The 20,763-nt window shown below is 73.1% G+C and carries 19 protein-coding genes and 1 pseudogene; 7 read left to right on the top strand and 13 right to left on the bottom strand.

All coding sequences use genetic code 11. The annotated features are described in order from the left end of the window. The first annotated feature begins 117 nt into the window (after nt 1-117). Nucleotides 118-2,271, top strand: a complete 2,154-nt coding sequence (locus tag ACF1AK_RS08010; protein ID WP_391497873.1) for an MMPL family transporter — start codon at nt 118-120, stop codon at nt 2,269-2,271. A 216-nt stretch (nt 2,272-2,487) separates the two neighbouring features. Here the strand turns inward: ACF1AK_RS08010 and ACF1AK_RS08005 are convergent. Then, nucleotides 2,488-2,838 (bottom strand): annotated as a pseudogene (locus ACF1AK_RS08005) (4'-phosphopantetheinyl transferase superfamily protein); the annotation flags it as partial. Between ACF1AK_RS08005 and ACF1AK_RS08000 the strand changes: the two are divergent. Then, a complete protein-coding gene (locus ACF1AK_RS08000) occupies nt 2,719-2,979 on the top strand; it encodes a hypothetical protein (protein ID WP_391497872.1) in 261 nt (86 codons plus the stop codon). The pseudogene ACF1AK_RS08005 and the gene ACF1AK_RS08000 overlap by 120 nt on opposite strands. Nucleotides 2,980-3,331: 352 nt before the next feature. Beyond that, entirely contained in the window at nt 3,332-3,847 is a 516-nt protein-coding gene (locus tag ACF1AK_RS07995) for an RNA polymerase sigma factor (RefSeq protein WP_391497871.1), read from the top strand. A 103-nt stretch (nt 3,848-3,950) separates the two neighbouring features. On the opposite strand, the gene ACF1AK_RS07990 is transcribed toward ACF1AK_RS07995, so the two are convergent. After that, the gene (locus ACF1AK_RS07990) at nt 3,951-4,478 is read right to left on the bottom strand and encodes a hypothetical protein (RefSeq protein ID WP_391497870.1); all 528 of its coding nucleotides are present in this window, start codon (nt 4,476-4,478) and stop codon (nt 3,951-3,953) included. Nucleotides 4,479-4,805: 327 nt separating this feature from the next. Here ACF1AK_RS07990 and ACF1AK_RS07985 point away from each other — a divergent pair, with 327 nt between their 5' ends. From ACF1AK_RS07985 to ACF1AK_RS07975, 3 genes are all read left to right on the top strand, one after another. Beyond that, on the top strand, nt 4,806-6,173 hold the full coding sequence (locus tag ACF1AK_RS07985; RefSeq protein ID WP_391497869.1) for an ABC1 kinase family protein: 1,368 nt from the start codon (nt 4,806-4,808) through the stop codon (nt 6,171-6,173). Between the two features lie 177 nt (nt 6,174-6,350). Next, complete coding sequence (locus ACF1AK_RS07980) at nt 6,351-7,100, top strand: FadR/GntR family transcriptional regulator (RefSeq protein ID WP_391497868.1); 750 nt, start codon at nt 6,351-6,353, stop codon at nt 7,098-7,100. Between the two features lie 76 nt (nt 7,101-7,176). Further along, nucleotides 7,177-8,439 carry a CynX/NimT family MFS transporter gene (locus ACF1AK_RS07975; RefSeq protein ID WP_391497867.1) on the top strand — a complete coding sequence of 421 codons (1,263 nt, stop codon included), beginning with the start codon at nt 7,177-7,179 and terminating at the stop codon, nt 8,437-8,439. Between the two features lie 27 nt (nt 8,440-8,466). Here ACF1AK_RS07975 and ACF1AK_RS07970 read toward each other — a convergent pair whose 3' ends face one another. From ACF1AK_RS07970 to ACF1AK_RS07945, 6 genes are all read right to left on the bottom strand, one after another. Further along, complete coding sequence (locus ACF1AK_RS07970; protein WP_391497866.1) at nt 8,467-9,183, bottom strand: ABC transporter permease; 717 nt, start codon at nt 9,181-9,183, stop codon at nt 8,467-8,469. 71 nt (nt 9,184-9,254) lie between these two features. Further along, a complete protein-coding gene (locus tag ACF1AK_RS07965; RefSeq protein ID WP_391497865.1) occupies nt 9,255-10,172 on the bottom strand; it encodes an ABC transporter ATP-binding protein in 918 nt (305 codons plus the stop codon). Between the two features lie 9 nt (nt 10,173-10,181). Continuing rightward, complete coding sequence (locus ACF1AK_RS07960) at nt 10,182-11,093, bottom strand: ABC transporter permease (protein ID WP_391497864.1); 912 nt, start codon at nt 11,091-11,093, stop codon at nt 10,182-10,184. Next, the gene (locus ACF1AK_RS07955) at nt 11,077-12,096 is read right to left on the bottom strand and encodes an ABC transporter ATP-binding protein (RefSeq protein WP_391497863.1); all 1,020 of its coding nucleotides are present in this window, start codon (nt 12,094-12,096) and stop codon (nt 11,077-11,079) included. Before ACF1AK_RS07955 ends, ACF1AK_RS07960 begins: the two co-directional genes overlap by 17 nt. Before the next feature lie 117 nt (nt 12,097-12,213). Beyond that, nucleotides 12,214-13,101 carry an LLM class flavin-dependent oxidoreductase gene (locus tag ACF1AK_RS07950; RefSeq protein ID WP_391497862.1) on the bottom strand — a complete coding sequence of 296 codons (888 nt, stop codon included), beginning with the start codon at nt 13,099-13,101 and terminating at the stop codon, nt 12,214-12,216. 100 nt (nt 13,102-13,201) lie between these two features. Continuing rightward, nucleotides 13,202-13,390 carry a hypothetical protein gene (locus ACF1AK_RS07945; RefSeq protein ID WP_391497861.1) on the bottom strand — a complete coding sequence of 63 codons (189 nt, stop codon included), beginning with the start codon at nt 13,388-13,390 and terminating at the stop codon, nt 13,202-13,204. A gap of 190 nt (nt 13,391-13,580) precedes the next feature. Between ACF1AK_RS07945 and ACF1AK_RS07940 the strand changes: the two genes are divergently transcribed. Further along, a complete protein-coding gene (locus ACF1AK_RS07940; protein WP_391497860.1) occupies nt 13,581-14,420 on the top strand; it encodes an HAD-IIB family hydrolase in 840 nt (279 codons plus the stop codon). Nucleotides 14,421-14,438: 18 nt separating this feature from the next. On the opposite strand, the gene ACF1AK_RS07935 is transcribed toward ACF1AK_RS07940, so the two are convergent. The 5 genes from ACF1AK_RS07935 to pstC all read right to left on the bottom strand — a co-directional run bounded on the left by ACF1AK_RS07935 (nt 14,439) and on the right by pstC (nt 20,706). Continuing rightward, nucleotides 14,439-15,215, bottom strand: coding sequence for a phosphate ABC transporter ATP-binding protein (locus ACF1AK_RS07935; RefSeq protein WP_391498047.1), 777 nt, complete (start codon nt 15,213-15,215; stop codon nt 14,439-14,441). Nucleotides 15,216-15,400: 185 nt separating this feature from the next. After that, nucleotides 15,401-16,339 carry a class E sortase gene (locus ACF1AK_RS07930; protein ID WP_391497859.1) on the bottom strand — a complete coding sequence of 313 codons (939 nt, stop codon included), beginning with the start codon at nt 16,337-16,339 and terminating at the stop codon, nt 15,401-15,403. After that, complete coding sequence (locus tag ACF1AK_RS07925) at nt 16,336-18,324, bottom strand: substrate-binding domain-containing protein (protein ID WP_391497858.1); 1,989 nt, start codon at nt 18,322-18,324, stop codon at nt 16,336-16,338. Before ACF1AK_RS07925 ends, ACF1AK_RS07930 begins: the two co-directional genes overlap by 4 nt. Nucleotides 18,325-18,362: 38 nt before the next feature. Then, nucleotides 18,363-19,628, bottom strand: coding sequence for a phosphate ABC transporter permease PstA (gene pstA / locus ACF1AK_RS07920; protein WP_391497857.1), 1,266 nt, complete (start codon nt 19,626-19,628; stop codon nt 18,363-18,365). A 58-nt stretch (nt 19,629-19,686) separates the two neighbouring features. Next, the gene (gene pstC, locus ACF1AK_RS07915) at nt 19,687-20,706 is read right to left on the bottom strand and encodes a phosphate ABC transporter permease subunit PstC (protein ID WP_391497856.1); all 1,020 of its coding nucleotides are present in this window, start codon (nt 20,704-20,706) and stop codon (nt 19,687-19,689) included. Nucleotides 20,707-20,763: the final 57 nt, after the last annotated feature.

Here is a 20,763-nt window from a genome sequence, read left to right as displayed (position 1 = left end):
ATCCCCTGACGGCTCGGCCGAGCCGATCCCGACGGACCTGGGAGAGGGAACGTGCGAAGCAGGCGAGGATTGGCACAGGCGGCAGGGCGCTGGAGCGCGACCCACCGGTGGACTGCCGTGCTGCTCTGGTTGGCCTTCGTGGCAGTGACCACCGTGCTGGGCGGCGCGGTGCAGACACACACCCCGACAGCCGCCCAGCTGACCAACGGCGAGTCGCACCGGGCGGAGCGGATCCTGGGCCGGGCCGGGCTCTCGCTGCCCGCCCACGAGGTGGTCCTCGTCCAGGACACCGGCGGCACGGTCGACTCGGACCGCTTCCGGAGCGCCGTCGGCGACACCGTCAGGGCGCTGAACGACAGCGGCAGGACCGCCAACGTGGTCTCCCCGCTCGACCCGGCGGGGCAGGCCGCGGTCTCGGCGGACCGCCACTCGGCCCTGGTGCAGTTCGACATGGCGGGCGATGCGCTCAAGGCCAGGGAGAACGTGCAACCGGTGCTCGACGCGGTCGCCCGGGTCGGCAAGGCCCACCAGGACATGCGCATCGAGCAGTTCGGCGAGGCCTCGTTCCAGCACAGCTACGACGCCAAGCTGCACACCGACTACTCCACCGCCGAGACCCTGTCCTTCCCGGTGACGCTCGGCATCCTGCTGATCGCCTTCGGCGCGGCCGTCGCCGCCGTGCTGCCCGTCCTGCTGGCCGCGACCGTGGTGACCGCGACCGGCGGGCTGATGGCGCTGGCCAGCCAGCTGGTACCGATCGACCAGAACGGCAGCTCGGTGATGTCGCTGATCGGCATCGCGGTCGGCGTCGACTACTCGCTCTTCTACCTCAAGCGGGTGCGCGAGGAACGGGCGGCCGGACGCGGCACCGAGGCCGCGGTGATCGCGGCCGCCGCCACCTCCGGGCGCTCGGTCGTCGTCTCCGGCCTGACCGTGATCGTCTCGCTCGCCGGGCTGTACCTCTCCGGCAACGGCATCTTCCTGGGCATGGCCACCGCGGCCATCCTCGTCGTCGCCGTCGCGGTGGCGGGTTCGGTCACCGTCCTGCCGGCCCTCCTGTCGCTGCTCGGCCACCGGATCGACAAGGGCCGCGTCCCGCTGCGCCGCCGCGCCGGAGCAGCCCGCGGCCGGACCGGCGTGATCGACCTCGTGCTGCGCCGCCCCGCCCTCTCCCTGGTGCTCTGCACAAGCTTCCTGGGGGCGCTGCTCGTCCCGGCGTTCGCCCTGAACACCTCGGACGCCGGCGTCGGCGACCTGCCCGCCGACAGCCTTCCGGCCCTGCAGACCTACCAGCGGATCCAGCAGGCCTTCCCCGGCGCGGGCTCACCCGCGAAGATCGTCGTCAAGGCCGACGGCCTCGGCGGGCCGGACGGGCAGGCCGCGCTGGACCGCCTTCGCGCCGCAGCCGACTCGACCCCGGGCCTGCGCGGTCCGGTGACCTTCCACGTGAACGCCGACGGCACGGTCGGCGTGGCCACCGTCGCCCTCGACGGCGACGGCACCGACAGCGCCTCGGTCGCGGCCCTCCGCACACTGCGCGGGACGGTGCTCCCGCAGGCCTTCGCCGGGCTCGCGGGCGCCGAGACCGCGGTCGGCGGTACCACCGCCGTCTCGGAGGACGGCAACCGGAACCTCTCCGACAGCACTCCCTGGGTCGCGGGCTTCGTCCTGCTGTTCACCTTCGGCGTGATGCTCTTCTCGTTCCGTTCCCTGGTCCTCGCCGCTCTCACCCTGGTGCTCAACCTGCTCTCGGTCGGGGCCGCGTTCGGCCTGATCGTGGTGGTCTTCCAGCACGGCTGGGGTGAGAGCCTGCTGGGATTCACGGCCACCGGAGGCATCGCCTCCTGGGTGCCGCTCTTCCTCTTCGTCTTCCTGTTCGGACTCTCGATGGACTACCACGTGTTCGTGGTGAGCCGGATCCGCGAGGGCCGGGACCACGGACTGCCCACGGCCCGGGCCGTCGCCGAGGGCATCAAGGGCACGGCCGGCGTGGTCACCAGCGCCGCGATCGTGATGGTGGCCGTCGCGGCGGTGTTCGGAGCGCTCCCGCAACTGTCCATGAAGGAGTCCGGTGTCGGCATGTCGGCGGCCGTCCTGATCGACGCCACCCTGGTCCGGGCGGTGCTGCTGCCCGCCGCGCTGACCCTGCTGGGCGACCGCAGCTGGTACCTGCCGCGGCTGCTGCGGTGGCTCCCCGGCGGCGGGCCCGCCGAGGCCGCGCCGGAGCCCCGGCCCGTTCCGGAGCGCGACGCCACCGAGGCACTCGCCTGAGGAGGCGCCGGGTTGTCCCGTCGGGCCGCTCCCGTTCTCCGGGGGCGGCCCGGCGCACTGTCCGGGCCCGGTCAGCCGGCCGGCAGCGCCCAGCTGAGTACGCCGACGTCCAGCCGCCGGACGGACACCGCGACCCGCAGGCCGGGCCGCGCCACCGGCGCGGCCCGGCCAGCCGTCCTGCCGGGGCGTCAGTCCGACCGCGCGCAGCCCGGGCAGCTCTTCCGGTTCCAGCAGCGGGCTGAGCGCCTTGAACGCCGCCTCCTTGGCGGAGTACAGCGCCAGCAGCCGGTCCGCCGCGTCCGGGGCCGAGCGGTCGAGCAGGTTCCGTTCCTCCCGGTTCAGCACCAGGTGCGCGGCGGCCGTCGGCGGCCCGCACAGTTCGATGTCGACGCCCAGTGTCCGGTACCGGGCGGCCGGTCCGGCCAGCGCCACCGCGATGCCCTGCGAGTGGCTGATCGAGGCCCGGACACCGGCGGGCAGCCGGGGGCGCGGGCCGTCGCGGAGCACCGGCCCGCAGTCCAGTCCGGCCCGGTCGAGTGCCCGGTGCAGCGCCTCGCGCCCGGCCAGGAACTCGGCCCGGCGGCGGGCCGGGAACCCCGCCGCGAGCTGCCGTTCCTCCTCGTGCCCGTCGCGGCCCGTCGACCCGACGGCGTGCACCACGGCCAGCCGCAGCCCGCTCGAATGACCGAACTCCGCTTCCACGAATGACACCAGGTCGTCAATTCCATTCCTGCCGGCCCACTGCTCGGTCCCCACTCGCCCACTCCCATTTCTCCCGTCGACGGACGCAGTACCGGTAAGAGGAGAGCACGGGGGGCCGTTGCACTCCCCGGGTGCCGCCGCCCGATCCGGCGGCCAACTACCCGCTGGCACAAGGGAATTGCGGCCAATCGGCCCCCTCGGAGGCCTACGATCGGTTACACTTTTCGCCCGGAGACCGCAGCCGTCGGCGCGCCGCCGCAGCCGGCAGCGGGAGCGCGCCGAGATATCGCACAGAACGCCCGAAGGGCGACTGCACGCGAGCCGCGCTTGGCTCTAACGGGGACACGGGGGTCCGTCGATGGCATTTTCGCATTCGCGCGAACAGGATGATCTGGCCGATCTGGTGAACAGAGCCCAGCTCGGCGACCTCATCGCGATGGAAAGAATACTGGAAGTTCTCGCACCCTACGTCGGGCGGGTGTGCGCACCGATCGCGCTGCAGGACGCCGCGGACGCGGCCCAGGAGTCGATGATCGCGATCTTCCGAAGACTGCACCAGCTCAAGACGCCCGAGGCACTGTTCGGCTGGGCCAAGGCGATTGCCCTGCGCGAGGCCGTCCGAGTCGCGGCCAGGGGGCGGAAGTCCTCGCCGGTCGAACTCGCCGACGAGCCCGACCCGACGGACACCGAACTCGCCGCGGACATTCGCGACGCACTCGACCGGCTCTCTCCGGAGCACCGGGCCATATTGACGATGCGGCACATCGACGGATTCGACGAGAAGACGGTCGCGAGCATTCTCAACGTCCCTGTCGGCACAGTGCGTTCACGATTGTTCCGGGCGCGTGCCATATTCCGCAGATCCTGGTTCTGAGAAATCCGGGAAAGCGGAACAGGAAAGGCCGGATACGTTTCGGTACGGGACGCCCTGCGGGTGCGTCCCGTACCGGTGGTCCGAGCCCGATGTGCGGATTCGTTCAGTCCGCCGCCGACGCTGCGGCCTTGGCGGCCACACGGGACTCCAGACGGTCCATCAATAGCCTGCCTTTCCCGTCCGGAGAACTCCCGAGGAACGAGCGGACCGTACGGATGCCCGGCAGCCGCAGGCCGCCGAAGAGCGCGAACCGCACCCCTTCCCCCTCGGGCACCGCCGCCATCCCCCCCACCACGGCCCTGCTCTGCATCAGGCACCAACCGGACCGCAGCACCACGTCGAAGCGCTCCCGGTGGCCGATCCTGCTGATGGCCACGCCGGACCACCGGTCGCCGCCCGGCCCGGCGGGTTCCAGGCTGAACGCCCTGAGGCCGGTGATGAATCGCGGCAGCTCCCCTTCGAGATCGCTCGCCACCGACCAGACCTCGTCGAAGGAAGCCGCCAGAGTGCGCTCGGCGAACATCCGGTGGCCGCCGGCGGCGGCCAGCACCCGAAGGCGCCGTACCGCGTCGAGCTCGACCGAGGGCCAGTCCTGCCGCATCCGCCCGGCGGTCTCCTCACCAGTACCCATGTTCCCTCCCATGACCGACCGTCCAGCCACCTTGTCGGGGAGGACGGCGCCCGCAGGTCCCTGTCGCGTTGTGGATGGTCGACGACCCGGGCTGCGGACCCTGCGCCCGGGGGGTCGGGGGTGGATACCTCCATCGTGTCAGAGGGCCCGGACACCCCGGGCACTCCCTCCGATGGCCCGGCAGTTGCCGAGAGCCGCCACCGGGGGCGCCGCCGCACCGGGGACACCGCCGCCGGGAACGTCACCGGCGGGCGGGGAGTGCACCGGGCCCGCCGCTCCTCTGTCCATTCGGACACCGCGTCCGGCGGACAGAGAGGATCCCAGCCCATGGAGCGGAACGAGGAACGCCCGGCCGAGGGCGGGCCGCTCGGCCCCGCGGCCGGCATCCCCTGGCGGCCGGCGGCCCGCTCGGCCCGTCTGGCGAAACTGCCGCTCGGGTACGCGGGCAGGTCGGCCGCCAGGATCGGCCGACGGTTGCTCGGGCAGTCCGCCGAAGCGGTCGCCGAGGAGTTCCAGCGGCGCACCGCCGAACAGCTCTTCTCCGTCCTCGGCGAGCTCAAGGGTGGTGCGATGAAGATCGGTCAGCTGCTCTCGGTCTTCGAGGCCGCGATGCCGCCGACCGTCGTGGGCCCGTACCGGGAAGCGCTGGCGCGGCTCCAGGAGTCGGCACCGGCGCTGGGTTTCGACGCCGTCCAGCACACCCTCACCGAGGAGCTCGGTGCTTCCTGGCCGGAGTCGTTCCGCGCGTTCGAGGAGGTGCCGCAAGCCGCGGCGTCCATCGGTCAGGTCCACCGGGCCCGTTGGCAGGACGGCCGCGAGGTGGCCGTCAAGATCCAGTACCCGAACGCCCGAGAGGCCCTGCTCGGCGACTACGCGCGCGTCTCCAGGCTGATGCGCGCCCTCACCCTGCTCTACCCCGGCCTGGAGATCGGCCCGATGGTCGCCGAGTTGAAGGACCGGGTGGCCGAGGAACTGGACTACCTCCTGGAAGCGGGCGCGCAGCGCGCCTTCGCCGAGGCGTACCGCGACGACCCCGACATCCATGTGCCGGCCGTGGTCGCCCAGACCTCGCGGGTCCTGGTCACCGAATGGCTGCCCGGTCGGCCCCTCGCCGACGTGATCGCAGGGGGCACCCGGCAGGAGAGGGACGCGGCCGGGCTGCGGTTCACCCGTTTCCTGCTCTCCGGCCCGGGGCGGGCCGGGCTGCTGCACGCCGACCCGCACCCCGGCAACTTCCGACTCCTCCCCGACCGCCGGCTCGGCGTCCTGGACTTCGGCGCGGTCAAACGGCTCCCCGACGGGCTGCCGCACACCCTCGGGAGGCTCCAACGCCTCGCCCACGCAGGAGACTTCGAGGCCGCCGAACGGCTCATGCGGGAAGCCGGCCTTCTCCGGCCGGGGTCGCGGGCCGGAGCGGAGGCCGTCTCGGCCTTCCTCGCCCCCCTCGCCGTACCGACGGCCCAGGAGGAGTTCCACTTCACCCGGTCCTGGCTGCGGGAGGAACTGGCCCGGGCCACGTCCCCCGGCACCCAGGGACTGATCCGACAGCTCAACCTCCCGCCGTCCTACGTCCTGATCAACCGCGCGGTCACGGCCGGAAGCGCCGTGCTCTGCCAACTGGACTGCACCGTCCCCTTCCGGGCGGAGGCGTTGCGCTGGCTGCCCGGTTTCGCCTCCGAAGGGGTGACCGCATGATCCGGGACCGGGAGGTCCCCGTGCCGGGGCCGCGCCTGGTCCCGGCACGACCGGCACCCGCCACGGACGGTTCCCGCGCCGTTCGCCCGCAGTTGTAGGATGACCGGGCAAGCAGTTGTAGGATGACCGGCGACCGAGGGCCCCGCAGGGCCCGGCAGACCCGGGGAGGAGCCCGCCATGAGCAGCGCGCACGGCGCCCACAGCGCCCCGGACACGCTGCAGACCGCCGGCCGGCGCTCCCTGGTCGACACCGCGATCGAGCAGCTGCGGGAGCAGCTGAGCACCGGCGTCTGGCCGGTCGGCGCGCGGATCCCGACCGAGCACGAGCTCGCCGAGCGGCTCGGCATCGGGCGCAACACCGTGCGCGAGGCAATCCGGGTGCTGGTGCACGCGGGCATGCTGGTCTCCCGGCAGGGCGAGGGCACCTTCGTGCGCTCCACCAGCGATCCGGCCGCCGTGCTGCGCGGTGTGCAGCGCTCCGGCGTGCGGGACGTCCTGGAGGTGCGCGCCGCCCTGGAGGCCGAGGCCGCCCGGCTGGCCGCGCTGCGGCACACCCCCGAGGACATCCGGCGGATGCGGGCCGCGCTGGCCCGCGAGGCCGAGGTGATCGCGGCGCACCCCGAGCGGACCGGCCGCGAGGCGACCGTCGAGCACGACCTGGAGTTCCACACCGCCGTCGTCGAGGCCGCGCACAACCCGGCGCTCACCGAGGTGTACCGCTACTTCGGCGCCTCGGTGCGCGAGTCGATGCGCACGGCGTTCGGCGACCACGACATGCCCGAGGTGGTCGTGGCGACCCACCAGGCCCTCGTCGACGCGATCGAGAGCGGCGACCCGGACCGGGCCGAGCGGGCGTGTCGTGAGCTGCTCGCCGAGCCGACCGCCGCCGTCGAGCAGCTCCTCGCCGCCATCGCCGCCCGGAAGTGAACGGGCCGAGGCCCCCGTTCCCCGCTCCCCGGATGTGCCCCCGCACGCCTCGAACTCCACGAAAGCAGCACCACCCATGGCCGTCACCCGTGCCCCGCAGCCGGTTGTCACCACCACCGGCTCCGCCCCGCTCCCCGTCCGCAGCCGGCTGGCCCACCCCGCCCTGCTGCTGACCGGCATCGTGCTGGTCGCCCTGAACATGCGCGCCTGCCTGGCGGCGGTGTCGCCGATGGTGGCCGAGATCCAGCACACCTTCGGGCTCTCCGCCACCGCGAGCGGGCTGATCACCACCGTGCCGGTGCTCTTCCAGGGCGTCGGCGCCCCGCTCACCCCCCGGCTGACCCGGCGCTTCGGCACCGAGCGGGTGGTGCTGGGCGCGGTGCTGGTGCTCGGCGCGGGCGTGCTGCTGCGGGTGCTGCCCTCGGTGGCGGCGCTGTACGCCGGGTGCGTGGTGATCGGTGTCGCGATCGCCGTGCTGAACGTGTCGATGCCGGGGCTGGTCAAGCGCGAGTTCCCGGACCGGGCCGCGGCGATGACCGGCGTCTACTCGACCACCATGCTGGTCGGCGCGACCATGGCGGCCGGCCTCTCGGTGCCGCTGGAGCACGCGCTCGGCGGCGGCTGGCAGGCCTCGCTCGGCGCCTGGTCGGTGCTGGCGCTGGTCGCGGCGGTGGCCTGGCTGCCGCAGGTGCTGCGGGCGCGGGCCGCGCGCACCGTCGCCCCGGCCGCCTCCACCGCGGCCGCCCCGGCCGCCTCCGCGCGTCCGATCGAGGGCATCTGGCGCTCGCCGCTGGCCTGGCAGATCAGCCTGTTCATGGGCATCTCGTCGCTGCTGGTCTACACCCTGGTCGCCTGGATGCCGACCATCCTGGCCGACCACGGCATGGACCGCGGAGAGGCCGGCCTGGTCTTCGCCTTCTCCAACCTGGTGCAGGTGGCCGGCGCGTTCCTGGTGCCGCTGTTCGCCGGGCGGATGACCAGCCAGCGGGCACTCGCCGTCGCGATGGCCGCGCTCAACGGCCTCGGCATCGCCGTCCTGCTGATCGCCCCGGTGCCCGGCGCCTGGGTGTCGGCCACCATCCTCGGGGTCGCCCAGGGCGGCTCGCTCGGCCTCGGCCTCGCCTTCATCGTGCTGCGCACCGACAGCGTCGCCGGCGCCGCCCAGCTGGGCGGCATGTCGCAGGCGGTCGGCTATCTGGTCGCGGCGGCCGGCCCGGTCGGCGCCGGCGCCCTGCACCAGCTGACCGGCGGCTGGACCACGCCGCTGGCGCTGATGCTGGTGCTGGCCGCCGTGGTCGGCGCCGCGGGCTGGGGCGCCGGCCGCAACCGGACGCTCTGAGCCCCGCGCCCCCGCCCCGTCGGTGCCCTACTCGTCCGAGGCCAGGGTGAGCCCGGCCAGCCGCACCGAGGCCGCCGCGGTCGCCCCCACGACGACCACGAGCAGCAGCGGCACGGCCAGGCCGAGCGAGACCGCCGAGGTGAGCGAGCCCTCGGCGGCCACCGACTCGGCCACCGCCAGCCCCCACTGCTGGACGCTGAGGGTGCGGGCGCCCTCGACGAAGTTGCCGATCAGTGACTCCCACACCAGCGCGTACGCCAGCCCGGCCACCACCGCGTGCCGGGTCACCACGCCGAGCAGCAGGAACAGCGCGCTGTACGCGGCCCCGGCGACCAGCGCGGCGGCCGTGTAGCCGAGCGCCAGCCCCTCCTTCGTCCCGTACATCAGCAGCCCGGCGAGCAGGACCGGCACCGCCGCGAACGCCCAGGTGGTGCCGATCGCGACCACCAGCTTGGTGGTGACGATCTTCCACCGCGGCAGCGGCTTGGCCAGCAGGTAGACGATCGAGCCGTCGTCGATCTCGGTGGCGATGGCGCCGGTGCCGACGACCAGGCCGAGGATCGGCAGCAGGGTGCCGAGGCCGAGCTTGCCGAGGACGTTCACGACGAGCTCGTGCTTGTCGCCACTGGACCCGGCGGCGATCGCCGAGACGACCAGCAGCAGGGCGGGGACCACCAGCAGCAGCAAGCCGCGGCGGCGGCCGAGCAGGCCGCGCAGCGTCAGCCTGGCGACGGTCGGGTTCATGGTGGGTCGGCCTTCCTGAGGTCCTTGGTGGTGGGTGCCGGTCGGCGGGGCGGTGCCCCCGCTGCGCGCCGCTAGGCGGAGACGAGGTAGGAGAACACGCTCTCCAGCGACTCGTCCGCCGGTGCCACGGTGTACAGCCGGATGCCGGCCCGCTGGGCGACCTTCGGCAGCAGCGTGGTGAAGCCCTGGAAGTTCACCGCCTGGATGCGCAGGGCGTTGTCCTGCCGGTCCAGCTCGATCCCGGAGGTCGACGGATCGGCGATCAGCGCCGCCGCGAGCCGCCGGTCGTCGCTGGAGCGGACCAGGTAGCGGTGCGGGCGGTCGGTCATCAGCCGGCGGATCCTGCGGAAGTCGCCGGAGGCGGCGTGCCGTCCGGCCACCACGACCTCGATGTGCCGGGCCAGCTGCTCGACCTCCTCCAGGATGTGCGAGGAGAACAGCACCGTCCTGCCGTCCGAGCCGAACCGCCGCAGCAGGTCCATCAGCTGGAGCCGCTGGCGCGGGTCCATGCCGTTGAACGGCTCGTCCAGCAGCAGCACGGCCGGGTCGTGGACCAGCGCCGAGGCCATCTTGACCCGCTGCTTCATGCCCTTGGAGTAGGTGCCGGTCCGCCGTTCCTGGGCGTACTCCATCTCGACCAGGGCGAGTGCCCTGCGGGCCGCGGCACCCGGGTGCGCCAGCCCGTGCAGTTCGGCGTTGGCGAGGACGAACTCCCAGCCGGTCAGGTAGTCGTACATCGACTCCCGCTCGGGGACCAGACCGATCTGCCGGTACACCTGCTGGTTGCGCCAGATCGGCGTGCCGTCCAGGGTCACCGCCCCGGTGGACGGCGCCAGGAAGCCGCTCATCATGTGGATGAGGGTCGACTTCCCGGCCCCGTTCGGCCCCAGCAGGCCGGTGATGCCGGGGCCGATCGCCATGCTGACGTCGTTGACGGCGACCACGTTGCCGAACCAGCGGGAGACCTTGTCGATGGTGATGGTGGCCATGACGCCCTCTCAAACGTTGCGGTAGCGGCGCAGCAGCAGCCGGTACGAGCCGGCCACCATCGCGGCGGCGACGGCGGTGAACACCAGCAGGCCGAGCCCGCCCGGCGCGTGCAGCCGCTCGGTGCCGCTGCCGAGGTCGAACAGCTCGTTGGTCAGGCTCTCCACCAGCCCGCCGGGCGACAGCAGCACCGCCCACTGCGCGGAGTCCGGGAGGTTCTCGTCGAAGCCGACGGTCGTCCTGCTCATCCCGACCACGATCGCGACCACCGCGGTGCTGATCGCGAGGTAGCCCATGATCGCGGCCACCCCGAAGCCGCGGCGCGGCGTGGCGGCGGCGATCACCACCGCGACCGAGGTCGGCACCAGGGCGTAGAGCACCGCCGCCACCAGGCCGTAGAAGAAGTGCTCGGTCTGGTCGCCGAAGTCCAGCTTGACCAGCAGCGAGCCGACGTACAGCACCACCAGCGGCGCCAGCATCAGCAGCAGCTGGGCGCAGGCCATCGCCCCGAACTTGGCCCGCACGTAGTCGGCGCGGGTGATCGGGCGGGAGAAGTACAGCGGCACGGTGTGGTGGCGCAGGTCCCGGGAGAACAGCACCGGCGCCTGCGAGGCGAGGAAGATCGAGAGCACCAGCCCGATCGAGCCGAGGTACTGCGCGTAGTCCACCGGGAGGTGGTCGGAGGAGGTCATCACGGCGACCGCCACGATGATCAGGGCCGGCACGGTGACCACGCCGAGCACGATCATCGGCAGCACCTTGGACTTGCCGGACCGCCCGAGGCCGTACGCGGCGCGCAGGCTCTGGGTGAACAGCGAGCGCGTGGCGTACGCCCGGCCGAGCCGGGGCCCGGTGTAGCCGCGGTAGCCGATGTCGTGGATGACGCCGGTGTCGGCCGGCCGGAACTCAGGAGGCAGCGACATCTGCGGTACTCCCCTCGTTCTCCGTCGTCCCCGTCGTGTCCGCGTCCCGGGTGAACAGTTCGGCGACCCGGTGCCGCCGTTCCTCCAGCCGCACCAGGCCGAGCCCGAGGTCCGCGACCGCGTCCCGGATCGTGTCGTAGGTGTCGTCACCGGCCAGCCGCACCAGCAGGACGCGCGTGCCCTCGGTCTCCACCGAGAGACCGCGCGCCGTCAGCCGCTCGCGCACCGCGGCGCTCGCGTCCAGGCCGTGGTCCTGCGGGTGGTCCGTCACCTCGACCGCCAGGGTGGCCGTCGTCCCGGTGAACGACGCGGTGGACGAGGAGCGCAGCAGCTTGCCGCCGTCGATGACCACCAGGTGGTCGCAGGTGCGCTCCAGCTCGCCGAGCAGGTGGGTGGTGACCAGCACCGAGATGCCGAAGTCGGTGTACACCCGGCGGATCAGCGCCAGCATGTCGTCCCGGCCCACCGGGTCCAGCCCGTTGGTCGGCTCGTCCAGCAGCACCAGCTTCGGGTCGTGCACCAGCGCCTGGGCCAGCTTCACCCGCTGCTTCATGCCCGTCGAGTAGCCGCCCATCGGGCGGTAGCGCTCCTCGTAGAGCCCGACGTGCCGCAGCGTGTCCGCCGTCCGCTCGCGGGCCGCGGCGGCCGGCAGCCCGGCCATCCGCGCCATGTGCACCACGAACTCGGTGGCCGAGACGTCCGGCGGCAGGCAGTCGTGCTCCGGCATGTAGCCGACCTGCTCGCGGATCTCCGACCCCTGGGTGGCGATGTCCAGCCCGAGCACCCGCCCGGTTCCGGAGGTCGCCGGGGCCAGCCCCAGCAGGATCTTGATGAGTGTGGACTTGCCCGCCCCGTTCGCCCCCACCAGGCCGACCACCCCGGGCTCGACCTCAACGGTCAGCCGATCGAGGGCGGTCACCCGGGGGAACCTCTTGGTGAGGCCGTCCGTCTTGATGACAGTGGACACGGCCCTCAACGTAGTGCCGTCCGCGCCTGCGGTCATGAGCTGCGATGACGACGCCGCCTGCTGCTCCGGTATGACGGCAGCACCCCTTTCCCCTAGGGGATCACCGCTCCCGCCCCGGGGGCGGCGGCCCCCGTCCGCCGCCCCGGGCCAGCGTCAACCCAGCTGCGCGAGGCCCTCGGTGGCGATCCGTTCGAAGACCGCGACGTCGTTCGCGAAGATCGAGTCCGGCACCGGCCAGTGGACCACCAGCTCGGTAATGCCCAGCTCCCGGTAGGTGCCCGCCCAGTCCACGAAGGCGTCCAGCGAGGCCAGCGGCCGCTCCGCCGTCGAGCCCTGGAGCAGCATCTTCTCCAGCGTCGCGACGTCCCGGCCCTTCTCCTCGCAGGCGGCCGTCAGCTTCTCGATCTGCGTCGCGACGACCGCGGGCGCCTGCTCGGCCGGCACGTCCGCCGGCCCCTTCGGGTCGCCGTAGGTCACCCAGCCCTGGCCGTACTCGGCGGCCAGCCGCAGGCCGCGCGGTCCGGCCGCGGCCACGTAGAACGGCACCCGGGGGCGCTGCACGCAGCCGGGGATGTTGCGGGCCTCGACCGCCGAGTAGTAGGCGCCCTCACGGGTCGTCGCGTCGTTGCGCAGCAGTTCGTCGAGCAGCGGCAGGAACTCCTCGAAGCGGTCCGCCCGCTCCTTCGGCGTCCACGCCCGCCGGCCCAGCGCCGTCGCGTCGTAGCCGGTCCCGCCGGCCCCGATCCCCACCGTCAGCCGCCCGCCCGAGACGTCGTCGAGGGTGATCAGGTCCTTCGCCAGGGTCACCGGGTGCCGGAAGTTCGGCGAGGTCACCAGCGTCCCCAGCCGCAGCCGCTCGGTGGCGGTGGCGGCGGCCGTCAGGGTCGGGACGGCGCCGAACCACGGCTCGTCGCGGAAGCTCCGCCACGAGAGGTGGTCGTAGGTGTACGCGGCGTGGAAGCCGAGGTCCTCGGCCCGCCGCCAGATCTTCTGTCCCTCGCCCCACCGGTGGATGGGGAGGATCACCGTGCTCAGTCGCATGCTCCCGACCCTATGGTCTCCGGGGCACGGGGGCCGGGGCGCAGCGGCTCCGTGTCGGACCCGACGCCGGGCAGCTCGTCGCGCGGCACGCGGGAGGGGTTCAGGGGTGGGGGCGTTGGGCGGGCAGGCGCAGGGCGGGGGCGGGGGTGGTGCGGCGGGCGAGGTCGGCGAGGGTCTCGAAGAGGATGTCGCCGATCAGCACGGGTTCGCGGGAGGGCGGTGGGGCCTGCTCCTCGGGGAGGGGCGCGGGCTCGATCTCGATCTCGTCTCGGACCTGGCGCGTTCGCATGGCTCTTCCTGCCGACGGGGTGGCCGAGTGGGTCCTGCCCGGTGGGAGGCGGTGGGACACCCCGGAGGCGGGCGGATCGGCCGGAACTGGCGCAGCGGGGGCCGAAACGTGCCGCGGTGATCACGGCGCGGACGGGACGGGGACGGGACGGGGAGTGGGGGCAGCGTCGGCGGTGGGCGAAGATGGAGCGGTGACCACACCGCGCACCGCTCCCCCGACCCGGCTGATCGCCACCGATCTGGACGGCACGCTGCTCTGCTCCGGCGGCACCGTCACCGAGCGCACCGCCGCCGCGCTGGCCGCCGCCGAGGCGGCCGGGATCCAGGTGGTGTTCGTGACCGGCCGCCCGCCGCGCTGGATGCAGCAGGTGAGCGCGCACATCGGCGGCCACGGGGTGGCGATCTGCTCGAACGGCGGCGCCGTGGTGGACGTGCGGCGCGGGGCGCTGCTGGAGTCGTTCCCGCTGACGGCCGAGGACGCGCTGGCGGTGGTGCGGCGGCTGCGCGCCAAGCTGCCGGGCACCGCGTTCGCCTTCGAGTACCCGGACGGGTTCGCCCGGGAGCCCGGTTACGAGGTGCGGATGTGGGGGCAGGACGAGAACCACCCGGTCGGCCCGGCCGAGGAGCTGCTCGGCCCGGGCGGCGCGGTGCGCGGGCTGTTCAAGCTGCTCGCCAAGCACCCGGACCTGGACCCGGACAAGCTGCTCGCCGAGGCCAGGGACGCCGCCGGGGAGCTCGCCGAGATCACCCGCTCGGCGCCGATACCGCTGCTGGAGATCAGTGCGCCCGGCGTCACCAAGGCGAGCACGCTGGCCCGCTGGTGCGCCGGGCGGGGGATCGACCGGAGCGAGGTGGTGGCCTTCGGCGACATGCCGAACGACCTGGAGATGCTGGCCTGGGCCGGCACCGCGTACGCCGTGGCCAACGCCCATCCGCAGGTGCTGGCGGCGGTGCCGCTGCACACCGTGAGCAATGAGCAGGACGGCGTCGCCGCGGTGCTGGAGGAGATCCTCCGGCACCGCGGCGAGTGAGGGCGGCCGCGGCCGCGGTTATCCGAAGCGGCCGTTGACGTAGTCGGCGGTCCGCTGGTCGCGCGGGTGGTGGAAGACCTGCTCGGTCGGCCCGGCCTCGACGATCCGGCCGGGGGTGTCGTGGGTGGCCAGGAAGAACGCGCAGCTCTGCGACACGCGCTGGGCCTGCTGCATGTTGTGGGTCACGATCACGATGGTGAGCCGGCCGCGCAGCTCCTCGATGGTCTCCTCGACCCGGCGGGTCGAGGTCGGGTCGAGCGCCGAGCAGGGCTCGTCCATCAGCAGGATGTCCGGCGAGACCGCCAGCGACCGCGCGATGCACAGGCGCTGCTGCTGGCCGCCGGAGAGCGAGCCGCCGGGGGCGTCGAGGCGGCTGGCCACCTCGTCCCAGAGACCGGCCTGGCGCAGGCTGGTCTCCACCAGGTGCTCGCGCTCGTCCTTGGACACCTTGATCCCGGCGAGCTTGAGACCGCTGGAGACGTTGTCCTTGATGGACATCGCCGGGAACGGGTTGGGCCGCTGGAACACCATGCCGATCCGGCGGCGCACCTCGGCGGGGCGCCGGCCGGGGCGGTAGACGTCGTCACCCTCCAACAGCACCTGGCCGGAGAGCGCGGCGCCGCGGACCATCTCGTGCATCCGGTTGAGGATCCGCAGGTAGGTGGACTTGCCGCAGCCGGACGGGCCGATCAGGGCGGTCACCTCGCCGGCGGGCATGGCGAGCGAGACCCGCTCCAGCACCTTGCGGGAGCCGAACCAGGCGGAGACGTCGCGGGTCTCCAGCCCGGCCAGCACGGGTGCCTGCTCGTAGCCCTCGTAGCCCTCGTAGTGCGCGTCCTGCGGGTAGAGCAGCTGCCCGTCCTGCCCGGCGTGGTCGGCGGCCGGCAGCGTCATCGTGGTCTCGTCGGCCCCCGGGGCCTGGTGGTGCGGCAGGTCGGTCATCGGTGCATCCGTCATCGGTACGGTCCTCCGGGCGCGCTTCAGTAGAGGTTGGGCAGCAGGGCGGCGGCGTTCTCGTAGACCGCCCAGAGCAGCGCGCCGATCACCGGCGCGAGGCTGAGGTAGGCGGCCGAGCGGTGCCAGTACCGGGCCAGCACGACGACCGCGGTCACCGCGCCGAGCAGGCCCAGCGTCCACAGCTGCAGCGTGGCCAGCGCGCCCTTGTCGGCGGCCAGCGCCTTGTCGTACGGCACGGTGGCGGGACGGCCGCCCGGGTTGGCCACCGGGTCGTCGTCCAGCCGGGCGCCGATCATCACGGTGGAGCGCGGGATCCAGTCGGAGTCGCTGGTGACCAGCACCAGCCGGTTGCGCACCGGGTCCGCGATCGGGTGGTCCTCGTCGCCGTACACGTTGACGGTGTAGGTGAACCGGCCCTGTCCGGTGGTGGCCTCGATCTTGTCGCCCACCCGCAGCTTGGTCAGCTCGGCGAACGGCGCCCCGAAGGTCGCCCCGCGGCCGAACAGCACCGCGACGCCGGTCTGTCCGGGCAGCGCGGTGTCCCGGCGGTGGCCGGGACCGCGCATGAGGTCCCGGCCGGTGGTGCCCTCCACCACGACCACCTGGTGCAGTCCGATCGCGGGGATGTCCAGCAGGGCGACGGGGGAGCCGTCCGGCGCTTTGCCGGTCGGCGCGGTCGCCTTGCCGAGCTGGTCGCGGAAGGACTTGTAGGCGGTGGACTGGAAGTGCTTCTGCTGCACGTGCGAGAGGGTGAACAGGTAGCCGACGAAGCCCATGGTGATCGCCGCCAACAGGCTCACCGCCCAGGCCCCCTGCAGGAACCGGACCCGCTTGGCGGTCCGGCCGGAGCCGCCGGAAGCGGAGCCGGACCCGGCGCTCTGCGCGGCGGGGGCGGGGTCGGCCGCCGGGGCCGGCGCGGACTGCGCCGGCCCGACGGGCTTCTCCAGGGCGGGGGCCGTCATGACCGGCCGCCCGTCTGCGACCGGCGGCGCAGCAGGCGGCGGCCGAGCAGCGGCGGGACGATGACGACGGCGAGCAGTTCGAGCGCGGTGAGGGTGCTCAGGGTCCAGTCCTCCGGACGGCCGGCGACCTCGACGACGTCCGCCGCGACCTCGGTGCCGGCGCCGCTGCGGCCGCGGGCGACCACCTGGCCGGTCTGCGGGTCGACGACCTCCTCGACGGCGGCCGGGTCCCCGCCCTCGGCGGCCGGCGCGTTCGGGTCGGCGGCGCCGGCTGCCGGGGCGTTGGGGTCGCCCGCCGCGCCGGTGCCCGCGGCGTCGGCGCCGCCCGTGCCGCCGGCCCCGCCGGTGCCCGAGCCGGCCCCCGCGGCGCCGGTGGCCCCGGGGGTCTGGGTGCCGGTCTTGCCGGCGCCCGCCGCGCCGGTGCCCCCGGTGCCGGTGGAGGCGCTGGTGGCACCGGTGCTGCCGGCGGCGCCCGCGCCGCCGGAGGCCGCGCCACCGGAACCGGCGCCCTTGCCGGACCCGCCGGAGGCCGCGCCGCCGGAACCGGCGCCCTTGCCGGAGCCACCGGAGGCCGCGCCACCGGAACCGGACCCGCCGGAGGCCGCGCCGCCGGAGCCGCCCGAGGCGCCGCCGGTCGAGCCCGGCTTGCAGTCCAGCGGGGCGCCCTTCTTGTCGCACTCGCTGGGCTGCGGGGCGTTCTTGAGGACGGTCAGCTCCTCACCGGTGAAGGTGGGGTTGGGGCAGTTGGCGAGCGAGTTGGGGTCGACCGGGCTGGCGTTGCCGGGGATGTGGGTGGACTGCAGGATCCCGCCGCGCACCAGGTTGCGGGGGATCGGCGAGTAGCCCAGGTCGTCGGCCTTGCCCTGGCCGGCGCAGAGCACGTAGGAGATGAAGCGGCTGAGCGCACTGCCCTTGTCGTCGTTGAAGCGCGGCGGCGGGGGCAGTGCGGCGTCCTTGCGCGGAACGATCAGGTAGCTGTAGCTGGAGACCGGGTAGGACCGCGGGTCGCCGTTGGTGTAGACGTCGTTGAGGTTCTGCTGGAGGAAGTTCGGGTCGCTCGGCGGGGTGTTGTCGTCCACGCCGCGGATCTTGGCGGCGGTGAGGGCGACGGCGACGTTGGAGGCGGTGGGCAGCGTGAAGTACCCGGCCGGGTTCAGCACCTTGACGACCGGCCAGCTGCTGGCCTTGGCGAAGGCGTACTCGTCGTACCCGATGGTGCCGAGGCCCGCGGAGCCCATGATGTAGTTCGCGACGACGTCGGAGCCGTTGAGCGCGGTCATCCGGCCGGACTTCGGGAAGAACTCCGTGTAGTCACCGCACGGGACGTTGTTGACGCTGCGGCAGTAGGCCTCCCACTCGGACGGGTAGGTGTGCTGCATCCAGCGGGTGAACTGGGCGGTGGCGCCCGAGCCGTCCGAGCGGATGACCGGGGTGATCACCGTCGACGGGAGCGCCTTGCCGTAGTCGTCGGTGATCCGCTGGTCGTTCCAGTTGGTGATCTTGCCGGTGAAGATGTCCACGATGGTCTTCGGCGACAGGCGCAGGTCGCGGACCTGCTTGCCGCCGACCGACAGGTTGTACATGAACGCGGTGCCGCCCGCGGTGATCGGGACGTAGGAGTACCCGTACACCGGGTTCTCGACGTTGCCCGCGCCGCCGGTGTGGCCGCCCTCGCCGAGGCCGGTGTCGACCTGGGTGCGGAAGGGGACGTCGGAGGCGGTGAAGTCGTTCTGCCCGATGGCCCACTGGGCGCGGCCGGCCGCGGAGCCGGTCGCACTGAAGTTGATCTTGATGCCCATCGGGTTGACGTCGTTGCGCCACTGGTCGATGGCCGGACCGGCCCAGCTCGACCCGTCGGCGTTCAAGGAGGTGGCCGCGAACGCCGGGACGCTCTGCCCCAGCAACAGCGCGGCCGCGGTGAGGCACAGGGTGAGCAGCATGGCAGCGGTACGTGCCACGGGTCGGCGGACGGCCTCCCACGACATGGGAACTCCTCTGGTACGGAGGGTGGTTGTTACGGACATCAGCGCACTCCCGCCACGGCGGTCCCGGCGGTCCCGGCAGCGCCGGCGGTGCGGTGCGCTCCCGCCACCGCGAACCCCCCGGCCTCGGCCGTCCGGCGCCGGGCGCCGCTCTCGGCGGCCCGGGCCGCGCGGTCGATCCGCCGGCGCTGGCGGCGGGTCAGCTGACCGGGACGGCGGCCGCCGATCACACGGGCGGTGACGAAGAGGATCAGCACCATGGTCATCAGGGTCAGCGCGGCCGCGAAGGCCCGCGCGACCATGTCGGGGTACGGCGTCTTGACGTAGTTCCAGATGTAGAGCGGCAGCGACACCTGGCGGTCGCTGAACGGGTTGGCGTTGAGCTGGGTGGTGAAGCCCGAGGTGAGCAGCACCGGCGAGGTCTCGCCGACGCCGCGCGCCATGCCGAGCACCACCGCGGTCACCAGGCCGGGCCGGGCGGTGGGCAGCACGACGTTCCACACCGTGCGCCACTGGCTGCCGCCGAGCGCGAAGGACGCCTCCCGCAGGGTGCCCGGCACCAGCCGGATCACCACCTCGGCGGCGCGGGTGACGATCGGCATCATCATCACGGTCAGGGCCAGCGAGGCGGCGAACCCGCTCTTCTCGAAGCCCAGGGTGATGATCACCACGCCGAGGATGAACAGGCCGGCCACGATGGACGGCAGCGCGGTCATCGCCTCCACCAGGGTCCGCACCGGGCGGGCCATCCGGCCGCCGACCTCGGACATGAAGACCGCCGCGGCGATGCCCAGCGGAACGGCGAACAGCGTGGCCAGGCCGAGCTGTTCGAGCGAGCCGACGACGGCGTGGAGCGCGCCGCCGGAGGTGATCGGGGAGAGCGCGGAGGTGGTCTCCATCGACTCAGTGAAGAAGTTGAGGTGCTGCGCCGCCTCGTAGCCGCGCATCGCGATGTAGCCGATCTGGTCGGCGATCAGCGCCAGCACCAGCAGGCCGGCGCTCCAGGCGACCACCGACACCAGCCGCTCGCGCACCAGCAGCGCGCCCCACTGGAGCCCGCCGAGCAGGGTGTACCCGGTGAGGAAGAGCAGGTACCAGCAGAGCAGGAAGCCGAGGGCACCGCTGAACGGCATGACCCGCTCGTAGAGGATCCAGTCCAGCGCCAGCGAGCCGGTCAGCGCGCCGAGGACGGTCAGCACGTCCTCGCGGGTCACCCCGCCGATCCGGATCCTGCGCTCGGGCGGTGGTGCGGCCTTCTCCCGGGCCGGTGCGGGCACGGTCTCGGCCGGCAGGTCGAGGGTGGTCATCGGGTCGTCCCTTCACGACGGGGCGGCAGCGGGCGGGGGCGGGGGAAGAGGTCCACGGTCAGTCCGCCGTCGCCGCGCCGGAACGGGACCGGTTGATCACGAACCCGGCCGCCACGTTCACCAGCAGGGTGAGCCCGAACAGCACCAGGCCGGCCGCCATCAGGGCGGAGAGCGAGAGCGGGTCCGACTCGCCGTAGCGCAGGGCGATCAGTGCGGAGATCGAGTTGGCCCCGTTCTCCAGGACGTGGGTGATCCGGTCGAAGCTGGGCGAGATGATCAGCGCGACGGCGATCGTCTCGCCCATCGCGCGCCCGAAGCCGAGCATCACGGAGCCGATCACACCGCCGCGGCCGAAGGGCAGCACCACCGTGCGCACCATCCCCCAGCGGGTCGAGCCGAGCGCGTAGGCGCCCTCCCGCTCGCCCTGCGGGGCCTGGGAGAACACCTCCCGGCTGAGCGAGGTGACGATCGGGATGATCATCAGCGAGACGACCACGCCGGCGATGAAGGTCGACGAGGTGTAGGAGGTGCCGATGTCACCGGTGCGCACCTTGAGGAACGGGATCGTGTCGCCGAGGTGGTTGGACATCCACCGGGCGAAGCCGATGATCCGCGGCTGGAGGAAGAACAGGCCCCAGAGGCCGTAGACGATGCTGGGGATCGCGGCCATCAGGTCGATCAGCGAGACCAGCGTCGCCCGGAGCCGGACCGGCGCGTACTCGGAGATGAAGACGGCCGTGGTCAGCGCCACCGGCACGGCGATCACCAGGGCGATCACGGCGATCAGCAGGCCGTTCGGCAGCACCGAGGCGATGCCGAAGTCGTGCGCCTGGGTCAGCCACTTCTTCTCGGTGAAGAAGGAGAAGCCCACCTCGCGCAGGGCGTCGGCGCCGCGCAGGACGAGGAAGAAGGCGATCAGGCCCATGATCGCGAAGACTGAGAGCCCGGCCGCCCGCAGGAGACCGCGGAACACCCGGTCGCCGGGCGTGGACGGGGCAGTGATGGTGCGGGGTACGTCGGGGTCCGGCTGGCCTGGAGTCTCGGCGAACGGTGTCGCGGGCTCGGCGGCGGCTGTCATGGTCTGCTCTCCGGCGCGCTCGGTACGGGACAGGTGCAGGGGGGACTGGCGGGAAGC

Origin of the sequence: Kitasatospora sp. NPDC015120, from assembly GCF_043080305.1 — a bacterium.
Classification (GTDB): Bacteria; Actinomycetota; Actinomycetes; order Streptomycetales; family Streptomycetaceae; genus Kitasatospora.
This window is presented reverse-complemented; position numbering and strand designations above follow the sequence as displayed.